Source organism: Actinoplanes sp. NPDC049802 (assembly GCF_040656595.1).
Taxonomy (GTDB): Bacteria; Actinomycetota; Actinomycetes; order Mycobacteriales; family Micromonosporaceae; genus Actinoplanes.
Genome location: NZ_JBFAMR010000138.1, coordinates 1 through 11259, shown reverse-complemented (window position 1 = coordinate 11259; position 11259 = coordinate 1). Strand labels below are relative to the sequence as shown.

Sequence of the window (11259 nt, the reverse complement as noted above, 5' to 3'; positions counted from 1 at the left end):
CCGTTACGAGGCAACGGTTACCGTCGCCTCGATCATGATCTGGCTCCGAGCGAAACCGGACCGGAGCCGACCATGATCCGTCAGATGCGCTCTAGTTCCTGAGCCGCCGGCCGAACGGAGCCGCGCTCACCGACAACCCTGCCCCGAACGAAGCAGTGATCCACTCCGGCCGGCCGCAGGTGCTGCCTCACGCCCGCGGAGACAGCCCTAACTCTGCTGGCTTATCAATCAAGGCTCGCTACCAGGGCGTATCCGGTCCGGCCCCGCTTTGTCAGGCTCACGACGCGGGTGCGGGGTAGCGGAGACCGGACTTGGATCAGGGATTCGATGACCGGCGGTCGGCGGTCGGCGGTCCAAGTCCGGTGAAGATCGGTCCGTTGCGGTGGTTGCGCGGGTGGACGGCATTGTTTGACCGGTGTGCTCGTCGCTGGGCAAGACCGGTGAAGTGACCCGGCCGGCCGCGGTGGCTCCTCGCGATCGCCGCTGTCTCTGTCGCTGTCGCCCACCGTGCGGCACCGGCCGGCCGCCACACGCAACCACCGCCACGGTCACCGGCTGGCAGCGGACGTAGAGACGATCCTCCGTTCGGGGAGACGGGACACGGATCTCGGCCATCTGTGTTCCGCAGACGTGACACCCGCAACGGGTGTCATCACACCCAGCACGGGTGTCGCGTTCTCCGGACACACATCGCTCTGCACGCCGGGGCGCCGAGGCGGCAGGGCGACAAGGCGGCAGGACGACAAGGCGGCAGGGCGACAAGGCGGCAGGACGACAAGGCGGCAGGGCGACAAGGCGGCAGGACGCCAGGACGCCAGGGCGACAAGGCGGCAGGACGCCAGGACGGCAGGACGGCAGGACGGCAGGACGCCAGGACGGCAGGACGGCAGGACGGCAGGACGGCAGGACGGCAGGACGGCAGGACGGCAGGACGCCGGGCGCCGGGGCGACAGGGCGCCGGGGCGGCAGGACGGCAGGGCGCCAGGACGGCAGGACGCCAGGACGCCGGGCGGCAGGACGCCAGGACGCCGGGCGGCAGGACGCCAGGACGCCGGGCGGCAGGACGGCAGGGCGCACCGTTGGTGCGCTGTGCGCGCCTGCACGCCCGCCTGGCGGGCGTGCAGGCGGGCGTGCGATTTGGCCACCCGGATCAGCCCTCGAAGCCAGCCGGATCCCTCCGGCTGGCCGTGGGTGCCGCCTCGGCCAGTGAGCGGGCTGCTCGTAACGGCCGGCACCGCGCGTACACCATCCTAGGAGGCTAGCTAGCGGCTACCCGGCGGGCGCGCTATGGCCCGGACATTGCGCCGGGCCGTGCGGAACCGGCGGGACGGCGGGATCGGCAGCGCCATCGTCTCGTCGGCGAACGGGTCCGCGCCGGCGCGGGCCGAGGTGACCGCTGACGATCAGGCGCGCGTGTTCGTCCTGCTCCGTGATGGGCGACCGGCTCCGCACCGGCGACGCGTCACTGGACGCTCCGGCGGCCCCGCTCCGGCGGCTCGGCGTTCTCCGGCGCCCCGCCAGGACCTAGCTGCAGCTCGGCCGCCTCCGGCGCCCCGCCAGGACGTAGCGGCAGCTCGGCCGCCTCCGGCGCCGGGCCGGGACGTAGCTGCAGCGCGGCGGCCGAGGCGAGGACCAGCAGGCCGCCGAGCAGTTGCGGGGCGGTGAGCAGCTCGCCGAGGGTGAGCGCGGCCAGGGCCGTCGTGACGACCGGCTCGAAGGTGGACAGGATCGCGGCGGTGGACGGGCCGGTGCGGCGCAGGCCGGCGAAGAACGTCAGCATGGCCAGGATCGTGGAGACCACCACGATGCACGCCAGCCAGAACCAGCCCGCCGGGGCGAAGGCCACGTCCACGCCGCCGGTGGCCAGGGCCTTTCCGGTCAGAGCGGCCGCCGCGCCGGTCATCACCAAGGCGGACAGCGGCAGCGCGGGCACGGTGTGCACCACTCGGTCGGACACCAGGATGTAGACGGTGTAGGTCAGCGCCGACCCGAACGCGAGCAGCGCCCCCAGCGGGTGGAACGCGACGCCGCCGGCGCCCAGCAGGACGAGCAGGGTTCCGCAGGAGGCGGTGAGCAGCGCCAGTGTGCGGCCCGGGGTGAGCCGGTCCCGGCCGAGCAGGACCGACCCGACGGTGACCAGGATCGGGTACGTGTAGAGGATCAGCGACAGCAGCGAGGCGTCCATCAACTGGAGCGCTTCGAAGAAGAGGGTCGCCTGTGTGGCGTACCCGACGGCGCCGAGGCCGAGCGCGACGAGCAGGACCCTGCCGCGTGGCCGGGGGCCCGGCCGCAGTGACGCGAGTCCGGCCAGGAACATCGCGGCCAGGCCGAAACGCACCAGCAGCAGCGCGGACGGCGAGACCCCGGCCTGGTACGCGAACTTGCCGAAGATCGCCATCGCGCCGAAGCAGGTGGCCGAGAGCAGGCAGAGCAGTGGTCCCATGCCGTCGAGCATCGACCGTCTCATCGTGAAGGTCCAGTGACGGTTTGTGGACCTGATTGATTAGAGTTCGTGCATGGTGGTGCTTGATCTGCGGCGTCTGCGGTTCCTGCGCGAGTTCGCCGAACGCGGCACGCTCGGCGCGGTCGCCACCGCCCTCGGTTACAGTCCGTCCGCCGTGTCTCAGCAGCTCGCCGTCCTGGAACGGGAGGTCGGAGCGCGGTTGCTGGAGAAGGCGGGCCGCGGCGTGCGGCTCACCGACGCCGGGCGGCTCCTCGCCCGGCACGCGGGGGTCCTGCTCGCGGCGGCCGAGGCGGCCACCGCCGACCTGGCGGCGCTCGGCGGCGAGGTGCGCGGCACGGTCCGTGCCGGCGGCCTGCAGTCGGCCGCCCGGAAACTGCTCGTCCCCGCGGTGGCGCGGCTCCTGGCGGAGCATCCCCGGGTTCGGGTGGAGATCGCCGAACTCGAGTTGGAGGCGGCACTGCCGGGGCTGCGCCTCGGCACGGTCGACCTGGTGATCAGCGACGAGTACGACGGTCATCCACGGCCCCGGCCGCCGGGCATGCGGTTCTCGGCGCTGCTGTCCGAAGCGGTACGGCTGGTGCTGCCGGCCTCCCATCCGCTGGCCGGATCCGGGGCGCCGGTGCCGCTGGCCGCCCTGCGCGACGCGGCGTGGGTGTCGTCGCACGAGGGCACCGGGCACCATGCCATGGTCGTCGGCACCTGCCGGTCGCTGGGTGGTTACGAGCCGGACCTGCGGCACCACTCCAACGACGCGGACGTGCAGCTGGAGCTGATCCGGGTCGCCGGTACGGTCGGGCTGCTGCCGGTGCTGACCCTGCCGCCGCCGGAGCCGGCGCTCGCGGTCCGGCGGGTGGCGGAGGCCGATCTGGGGCGGCGGCTGTTCGCGGTCACCCGGGAGGGACCGCTGTCGCCGGCGCTCGCCGCCTTCCTCGACGTGGTGACGGCTCAGGCCGCGACACAGTAGACGTCCCGCTGAACGGCCACGACCAGCTCACCGGTCGGCGCCCAGGCCAGGGCGGTGGCGGCGAAGGGCAGGCCGATCCGGGCCCGCTCCCGTGCGGTGGGCACGTCCACGATCGACACGGTCCCGTCGGCGCGGGCGACCGCGACGTCCGTGCCGCGGGCGGCCAGCGCGGTGACCGGCTCGATCTCGCCGGGCTGAAGCAGGGTGGCCACACCGGTACGCAGATCGTGCGCCCGGACCCGGCAGTCGAGCACCGTGATCACGGCGTCGCCGGCCCACGCCTGCGGCGACTCCCCGATCTCCACGGCCGCCTCGGCCGGGATCTCGGTGAGGGTGTCCTGGTCGTAGACGGTGAACGGGCCGAACATCCAGTTCACGGCCACTGCGGGACGGTCACCGAGGACGCCCGCGACGGCGCCGCGCGGCGGGTAGGGGTGCTCGATCGTACGACCGCCGGCCAGCCGGACCCCGCCGAGCGAGCCGTGGAACGTCACCGGCCGCCGATCCGGTGGGAAGCCGCCGTCGCCGGCCTGCCGGGCGCCGTCGGAGAGCCGCCAGCGGACCGGGCCGCCGTCGCCGACGATCCAGCCGTCCGCGGTCACCTGGATCCGGCGGATGTCACCGGGGCTGCGGGTCTGCTCGGGGGCCCGGTTCTCGCCGAGCCGCCACAGGGAGACCGCGTCGTCCTCCGGGGACACGGCGATCAACGATCCGGGGCCGTCCGCTGTCACGTGGGCGGCCCGTACCGGACCGTGCAGCGGCGCCCCGAACTCCCGTCCGGCGTCCACGTCCCAGAGATGCACCGCGCTGCCGCCGTCGAGAGTGAGCAGGCGGCGCCCGGTGGGCGTGGTCACGGCGCCGAGCCGGCCGAACCGGCGGGCCGGCGGTGTCGCGGGACGGTGGTGCGCGCCGGTCGCGGTGTCCCAGAGGACGATGCCGCCGTCCTGGTCCTGCACGGCGAGCAGCGCCGATCCCGGCCAGGCGGCGAGGGTGTGTGCGTCGGTCTCCAGGCGGCCGAGCGGCGTGCCGTCGGCCAGATCCCACAGGGTCACCGCCTCCCTGCCCCCGACCGCGGCCACCGGGCGCCCGGCCGGCCCGACGATCGCGAGAGCGCCCGCCCGCTCCCCCGTGCCGAAGGTGGCCGCCCGGCCGGCGACGCGCACGATGCCGTCCCAGCCGACGGTCACCACGTCCGGCCCGGCCAGGGCGAAGGCCTGCACCTCGGTGGCGTCCTCGTGGCCGGGCAGCACGCCGATCGGCTCGCCGGTGGCGAGATCCAGCATCACCGGCGGCTTCAGCCAACGACCGGCCACCGCCACCGTACGGCCACCGACCACGGCCGTGACCAGCATCGGATTGCCCGTGCCGGCACCCGGGTCGACGTCGGCGGTACGCAGCAGACGCCCGGAGGCCCGGTCCCAGACGCGCAGGCCCGCCGACGGGCACCGCTGGTCGTGCAGGTTGGGCGCGGGACAGTCGAAGTCCTCGTGGTGCTCGGTCAGCGTGACCAGCAGGTCGCCCGCGACGGCGACCGCGGACGGCTGCTCCGCCGGAAACGACCGGATCAGCGCCGGGTCCGGGCCGCTATCGGTTGACCAGGCGATACGCATCAGCCGATGGTAGGGGTCCGGCGGGCAGCAGCGGCAGCCGAACCGCCGCGGAGGGAATCCGGCCCTGGGCGTGCAGCACCGCCTTGATCACGGTCGGGTTGGGTTCGGCGAACAACGCGGCCGACACCCCGGCCAGCCGGTCGCCGAGGGCGCGGGCCGTCTTGACGTCCCCGTCCTGCCATGCCCTGAACAGCTCCACGAACGAGGACGTCTCCACATGTGCGGACGCCAGGATCCCGCCGTGCGCGCCCAGCGCCAGCATCGGCGAGATCAGCACGTCGTCCCCGCCGAGCAGGGCGAACCCGGGCGGTGGATCGGCGAGCAGCGCCACGGTGGTGGCGTCGACGGCGCCGGTCGCGTACTTCATGCCGAGCACCCCCGGGATCGCGGCGAGCCGCCGGATGGTGGCGGCGGACAGCTCCTGCCCGGTCCGGTACGGCACGTGGTAGATCACCCGTGGCCCGTCTCCGGCCTCGAAGTGGGCGACCACACCCTCCTCCCCTGGCCGGACGAACGGTGGCACCAGGCTCAGGGCGATCGCACCCGGTGCTGTCATCTCGGCTCCGACCAGCAGAGTCGCGCCGCGCTGCCGGGTCACCGCGGCGATGGTGTCCACGACCGCGCGCCGCTCGGCGGCGTCCAGCGAGCCCGGCTCGCCGGTCGTACCGAGCGCGACCAGACCGGCCGCGCCGCCGTCGAGAACCTCGTGCGCGAGGCGTTCCAGCACGCCGAGCGCGACGGCGCCGGCATCGTCGAAGGGAGTGATGAGAGGTACGTGAATCCCGGTCAGCATGCGCCCCAGCATCCGGCCGGCTCCACCGTAAGGTCCAGTTCACGTTCCTACCGCAAAACGTAAGCTGCACTGATGCTCGATGTACGCCGTCTCCGGCTGCTCAGCGACCTGCACCGGCTCGGCACGATCGCCGCGGTCGCCGAGGCCCGCGCGTACACGCCGTCGGCGGTCTCCCAGCAACTGGCCGCCCTCGAACGCGAGGCCGGGGTGCCACTGCTGGAACGCACCGGCCGCCGGGTGGCGTTCACCGCGGCCGGGCAGGTCCTGGTCCGGCACGCCGAGACGATCCTGGTGGCGCTGGAGGAAGCCGGCGCGGCGATCGCTGCCGTCCGGACCGGGCCCGCCGGACCGGTACGCATCGGCGCGTTCCCCAGCGCGATGCGAACCCTGCTGCCGCACGTCCTGGTCGACCTCGGCCGCGAGCATCCCGCCCTGGAACTGACCGTCACCGAAATCGACCCGGTCGCGGTGCCGGCCGCCCTGCGGGAACGCACCCTGGACGTCGGTCTGCTCAACGACTACGACATCGCGCCCGCCGCGGCGGGCCCGGCCCTCGACTCCGTGCCGCTGCTGGAGGAGACCGTCCACCTGGCCGAACCGGCGGGCACCGCGGCCGGCGCCCTGGCCGGTACCGCCGACGTGCCGTGGATTCTGGCGACCCCGGGCACGTTGTGTCACGAGGTCACCCTGCGGGTGTGCCGGGCGGCCGGGTTCACTCCACGCGCCCGGCACCACGCCGACGACTTCGCCACCGTACTCGCCCTGGTCGCCGCCGGGCAGGGCGTCTCCCTGGTGCCCGAACTCGCCGCTGTCACACCGCCCGAGGACGTGCGGCTCACCGCGCTGGCCATTCGGCGGCGCACCCGGGTCGCCTTCCGCCGCGGTGCCGCCACCCACCCGGCCGTCGCCGCCGTGATCGCCGCTCTCGAGGCCGCCGCCGGCGAGCGATGAGGCCGGGCGGGGTGGTCCATCCGGCCGTCGCCGGCTTGCGCTTCGCGGTTCCCAGACAACCACCCAGGCGGGGTGGTCCATCCGGCCGTCGCCGGCTTGCGCTTCGCGGTTCCCAGACAACCACCCGGGCGTACGCCGAAGGCCGTCTGATCTTGTGGTCGGCATGCGGCGACTGTCGATCGGCGGGCTGAAATCGCTGTCACCCGGCACCGCGGCACCGCGTGGGAACCGGGCCGGGTTCGTCCCCGGCGTGCTACGGCCGGAAGAGGACGCCCCCGGGCCGCAGCCCATGGTCCACCCGGCGGGTGACGCCGGGTCCGCATCACGGCGGACGACAGCTTCCCGACAGGTCCCTACCGTTCTCTCCCGAGTGACCGCGACAGTGGTTCCCGGCAACCCGGGACACCGTCCACTTCGGGGGGACCGGTCGCCGTCGACACCTCGTGGGGGGAATGAGATGCAGGAACTCGTTGACCGTGCGCGCTCTCTGGCACCGTCGCTGCGAGCCCGGGCGGAGCAGTTGGAGGCGGTACGACGGCTGCCGCCGGACCTGGTGGACGAGCTGAGGTCGGCCGGCTTCTTCCGGATGTTCGTGCCCCGGTCGCACGGAGGGCACGAGATCGATCTGCGTACCGGGATGGCGGTTCTGGAGGCGCTGGCCACCGCGGACCCGGCGGTCGGCTGGACCGTGATGATCGGCTCGGAGACGCCGCAGTTGTTCGCGTTCCTCGGCCGGGAGACGTTCGACAAGATGTACGCGGCCGGTCCCGACGTGATCGTGGCGGGTGGTTTCAATCCGCAGGGCACGGCCGTCGCGGCCGGTGACGGTTTCCAGGTGGACGGGCGGTGGGCGTTCGGCAGCGGCAGCACCCACGCCGACTGGATCTTCGGCAACTGTGTGGTGACGGGCGCCGACGGCCGCCCGCAGCCGGGGCCGGTCCCGGAGACGCCGCTGATGCGCTCGATGCTGGTGCCGGCCTCCCAGGCGCGGGTCGTCGACACGTGGCATGTGCTGGGGCTGCGCGGCACCGGCTCGCACGACGTCGAGATCCGCGGGGTCCGGGTGCCGGGCGAGCACACGTTCGACCTGTTCGCCGGGGTGTCCTCGATCCCCGGGCCGGGTTTCGTCTCACCGTTGACTCATTTCATCCTGCACCTGGGCGCGGTCGCGGTCGGCATCGCGCAGGGCGCGCTGGACGCGACGGTCGAGTTGGCGACCGCCGGGAAACAGCGGCTGTACGCCCGGGCGCGGCTGGCCGACAGCCCACTGTTCCGGGCCGGGCTGGGCCGGGCCGACCTGACGTTGCGGGCCGCCCGCGCGCTGCTGGAGTCGACCGCCGACGAGGTGTGGGCGCTGTGCCGCGAGGATCCGGCCGGCCCGGCGGCGATCGGCCCGCGGGTCTCGGCCACGCTGACCTGGGTGACCGACGCCACGCTGTCCGTGGTGGACGCCTGCTACCGCTCCGGCGGCGGTCAGGTGGCCCGGGATTCCTCGCCGATTCAGCGGCGTTTCCGCGACATGCACACGTTCAGCCAGCATGCCGCCGCGGCGGAGGGCTGGCTGAGCGGCCACGGCGCCGCTCTGGTCGGTGATCCGGGCGGCCTGTCCTACTGATCCGGCGGTCGCCCCGCTCCGGAGCGAGACGACCAGCCGGAGCGAGACGACCAGCCGGAACGCGACGACCAGCCGGAACGAGACGACCAGCCGGAACGGGACACCGGCTATCCGGCCGCGATCTCCCGCAGCGTGTCCAGAACGAGGCGCACCGCCGCCCGGTGCAGGGTCTCCGGCCGGGTCAGCACGTCGATGTAGCGGCCGGCCGGCAGGTCCGCGAGCGGCCGCAGCACCAGCCGCGGGTCCGGAATCGTGGTGCGCCCGGGCAGAAGCGCCAGCGCCGCTCCGGCGGCGACCACCGAACCGGCCACGGTGAACTCGTTGATCCGGTGGGTGATGTCGAGCGGCCGGCCCGCCGCCGCGGCGATCGCGGTGAGCACGCCTTCGAGCGGGAAGCCGGTGTGCACGCTGATCCACGGGTACGTGCTGACGTCGGCCGCGGTCAGCCGCTCCAGCCCGGCGAGCGGATGGTCGGCCGACATGGCGACGTACAGCGGCTCGTGGATCAGCGGCACCACCGTGAGCCGGCCGGCCGGCCACGGCGGGCTGTGCGCCAGCCGATGCGCCAGCACCAGGTCGTAGTCACCGACGAGTGCCGGGAAGCCGGCGTGCGCCACGTCCTCGTCGCAGCACCGCACCGGTGGCCCGCCGGCCTCGGCGAGCCGGGTGATGAGCGGGGCGAACCAGGTCAGCCCGGCGCTGTGGAACGCGGCCACGGTCACCGGGGCGGCCGGGTCGTCCAGGTGATCGCCGACCGCCCGGGCCGCCCGGTCCAGCGCGGTCATCACGTCCACGGCGGCCGCCGCCAGGGCCCGGCCGGCGTCGGTGAGCACCAGCCGGCGGCCGCTGCGCTCGGTCAGCGGCACCCGCGCCGACCGTTGCAGGGTGTTCAGCTGCTGGGACACCGCGGACGGGGTGATGTGCAGCGCGCGGGCCACCGCGGCGACGCTGCCCCGCTCCCCCAGCTCGCGTAACAGTCTCAGGTGATGCGGATCCATCAGTCCCACTACATCGTCGATTCAGCAGATGGCGTCTTGTCTACCGGATCGGCGGGCCGCAGGCTTCCCGATGTGACCGGAGACCTTCTACTGCTCGCCGTGGCCGTCATCTGGGGCAGCAGCTACCTGGCGGCCAAGACGCTGACCGTGGCCGGGGGTGTGCTCGTCGTCCTGGCGCTGCGGTATCTCGTGTCGATGGCGGCCATGCTGCCGCTCGCCGTCACGCGGCGCCCCGGGCGGCGGGAACTCGGCGTGGGACTGCTTCTCGGCTGCACGCAGGCGTCGGTGCTGGTGCTGGAGACCTACGGTGTCTCGCTCACCAGCGCCACCAACGCCGGGGTGCTGATCAGCCTGACGATCCTGCTCACCGCGCTGATGCAGGGCGGGCTGCCGGGCCGGTTCCTGTGGGCCGCCGCGACGGCGACAGCCGGGGTGGCGCTGCTGGTGGCCGGTCCCGGGCTGCGCCCGCCGTCGGCCGGCGACGCCCTCATCCTGGCCGCCGCCGTGGTCCGGGCCGCCCACGTCACGCTCTCCGGGCGGCTGGCCAGGCCGGCGTACGACACGGTCACCCTGACCACGGTGCAGACCGTCGTCGGCGCGGTGGTCTTCGGCGTGGCGGCCGGGCCGGCGCTGGTGCCCACCGCGGCCGGGTTCGGGGCCGGGGAGTGGCTGGGCGTGCTCTATCTGGCACTGGGGTGCAGCGTGTTCGCGTTCCTGGTGCAGTTGTGGGCGATCCGGCGCACCTCGGCGGCCCGGGCGAGCCTGCTGCTGGGCACCGAGCCCGTCTGGGCCGTCCTCATCGGGGTGGGCGTCGGCGGCGAGCACCTGGGCGCGACCGCGGTGGCCGGGATCGTGCTGGTCCTCGCCGGTGTCTACTGGGGTCAGCGGGTGGAACGCGCCTCGAGGGCGCGCACCACGGCCGCCATGTCCTCGCCGCCGTGCCCGGACCGCTCCGCCTCCGCGTACAGCTCGGCGCAGACCTCCAGCAGCGGTGACGCGAAGCCGGCCCGGCGGGCCGCGCCGACGACGAGCCGGTTGTTGTAGTGCACGTCCCGGATCGACGCCTGCACCCGGAAATCGGCGTCGGCGAGCTTGCGGGCCTTGACCCGCGACACCGTGCTGGCCATCGGGCCGGCGTCCAGGACGGCCAGCAGGGTCTCCGGGTCGAGGCCGTGCCGCCCGGCGAAGTGGAACGCCTCGGCCAGCCCGGTCACCATGCTGATCAGATAGGTGTTGACGGCCAGTTTCATCAGCAGAGCGCCCGGCACGTCGCCGCAGCGCACGATCTCCCGGCACAGCGGCCGGAGCAGTTCCTCGATCTCCGGATCGCCTCCGGCGATCATCACCACCAGGTCGCCGCTCTCGGCGGGGCCGCGCGAGCCGGAGACCGGAGCCTCGACGTACGCGCCGCCGGCGGCCCGCACGTCGGCGGCGAGACCGGCGGCCCAACCCGGATCCGCGGTGCCCATGTTCACCAGCGTGCGGTCCTTGACCAGGGCGGCGAACGCGTCACTGCCGCGCCGCAGCACGGTGTCGGTGACGACGTCGTCGGCCAGCATCATGATCACTGTCGGAGCCGCGGCGAAGACCTCCTCCGGCCGGTCCGCGACGACCGCGCCGGCGGCCCGCAACGGCACGGACCGCTCCGGCGACCGGTTCCAGACGGTCAGCTCGGTCCCGGCCCTTGCCAGGTTGAGCGCCATCGGTTGTCCCATCACGCCGAGCCCGACGAATCCCACTCTCATCAGCCCGACGTTACGGACCGGGCGACCGCCGGGAAGCCGCCAATCCGCCACCCGTGGCCCGGCCTTGACGGTGTCGGCCGGGAAATCCGGCGTGTGGGGTTCGGGCGCGATTCGCGCCC

General features: G+C 73.8%; 8 protein-coding genes and 1 pseudogene. 4 read left to right on the top strand and 5 right to left on the bottom strand.

Annotation, left to right across the window (positions count from 1 at the left end; all coding sequences use genetic code 11):
* Positions 1 to 1462: 1462 nt before the first annotated feature.
* Complete coding sequence (locus AB0I88_RS40265) at positions 1463 to 2467, bottom strand: DMT family transporter (RefSeq protein WP_361037401.1); 1005 nt, start codon at positions 2465 to 2467, stop codon at positions 1463 to 1465.
* A 49-nt stretch (positions 2468 to 2516) separates the two neighbouring features.
* Here AB0I88_RS40265 and AB0I88_RS40260 point away from each other — a divergent pair, with 49 nt between their 5' ends.
* A complete protein-coding gene (locus AB0I88_RS40260; RefSeq protein ID WP_361037399.1) occupies positions 2517 to 3428 on the top strand; it encodes a LysR family transcriptional regulator in 912 nt (303 codons plus the stop codon).
* Here AB0I88_RS40260 and AB0I88_RS40255 read toward each other — a convergent pair.
* Together AB0I88_RS40255 and AB0I88_RS40250 are read right to left on the bottom strand one after the other, a co-directional pair.
* Positions 3410 to 5038 carry a WD40 repeat domain-containing protein gene (locus tag AB0I88_RS40255; protein ID WP_361037397.1) on the bottom strand — a complete coding sequence of 543 codons (1629 nt, stop codon included), beginning with the start codon at positions 5036 to 5038 and terminating at the stop codon, positions 3410 to 3412. The genes AB0I88_RS40260 and AB0I88_RS40255 overlap by 19 nt on opposite strands.
* Positions 5013 to 5831 carry a dihydrodipicolinate synthase family protein gene (locus AB0I88_RS40250; RefSeq protein WP_361037395.1) on the bottom strand — a complete coding sequence of 273 codons (819 nt, stop codon included), beginning with the start codon at positions 5829 to 5831 and terminating at the stop codon, positions 5013 to 5015. Before AB0I88_RS40250 ends, AB0I88_RS40255 begins: the two co-directional genes overlap by 26 nt.
* Positions 5832 to 5903: 72 nt before the next feature.
* Here AB0I88_RS40250 and AB0I88_RS40245 point away from each other — a divergent pair, with 72 nt between their 5' ends.
* Both AB0I88_RS40245 and AB0I88_RS40240 read left to right on the top strand, forming a co-directional pair.
* Positions 5904 to 6782: a LysR substrate-binding domain-containing protein gene (locus AB0I88_RS40245; RefSeq protein WP_361037393.1), complete on the top strand. Its 879-nt coding sequence runs from the start codon at positions 5904 to 5906 to the stop codon at positions 6780 to 6782.
* 457 nt (positions 6783 to 7239) lie between these two features.
* Positions 7240 to 8397: an acyl-CoA dehydrogenase family protein gene (locus AB0I88_RS40240; protein ID WP_361037391.1), complete on the top strand. Its 1158-nt coding sequence runs from the start codon at positions 7240 to 7242 to the stop codon at positions 8395 to 8397.
* Between the two features lie 107 nt (positions 8398 to 8504).
* Here AB0I88_RS40240 and AB0I88_RS40235 read toward each other — a convergent pair whose 3' ends face one another.
* Positions 8505 to 9395, bottom strand: a complete 891-nt coding sequence (locus AB0I88_RS40235; RefSeq protein ID WP_361037389.1) for a LysR family transcriptional regulator — start codon at positions 9393 to 9395, stop codon at positions 8505 to 8507.
* A 72-nt stretch (positions 9396 to 9467) separates the two neighbouring features.
* Here AB0I88_RS40235 and AB0I88_RS40230 point away from each other — a divergent pair, with 72 nt between their 5' ends.
* A complete protein-coding gene (locus AB0I88_RS40230; protein WP_361037387.1) occupies positions 9468 to 10439 on the top strand; it encodes an EamA family transporter in 972 nt (323 codons plus the stop codon).
* Here AB0I88_RS40230 and AB0I88_RS40225 read toward each other — a convergent pair.
* Positions 10358 to 11140 (bottom strand): annotated as a pseudogene (locus AB0I88_RS40225) (NAD(P)-dependent oxidoreductase); the annotation flags it as partial. The gene AB0I88_RS40230 and the pseudogene AB0I88_RS40225 overlap by 82 nt on opposite strands.
* Positions 11141 to 11259: the final 119 nt, after the last annotated feature.

Coding starts and splice junctions, on each gene's coding strand:
- AB0I88_RS40265 (WP_361037401.1), bottom strand. CDS start 2,467: ATGAGACGGTCGATGCTCGACGGCATGGGACCACTGCTCTGCCTGCTC.
- AB0I88_RS40260 (WP_361037399.1), top strand. CDS start 2,517: ATGGTGGTGCTTGATCTGCGGCGTCTGCGGTTCCTGCGCGAGTTCGCC.
- AB0I88_RS40255 (WP_361037397.1), bottom strand. CDS start 5,038: ATGCGTATCGCCTGGTCAACCGATAGCGGCCCGGACCCGGCGCTGATC.
- AB0I88_RS40250 (WP_361037395.1), bottom strand. CDS start 5,831: ATGCTGACCGGGATTCACGTACCTCTCATCACTCCCTTCGACGATGCC.
- AB0I88_RS40245 (WP_361037393.1), top strand. CDS start 5,904: ATGCTCGATGTACGCCGTCTCCGGCTGCTCAGCGACCTGCACCGGCTC.
- AB0I88_RS40240 (WP_361037391.1), top strand. CDS start 7,240: ATGCAGGAACTCGTTGACCGTGCGCGCTCTCTGGCACCGTCGCTGCGA.
- AB0I88_RS40235 (WP_361037389.1), bottom strand. CDS start 9,395: ATGGATCCGCATCACCTGAGACTGTTACGCGAGCTGGGGGAGCGGGGC.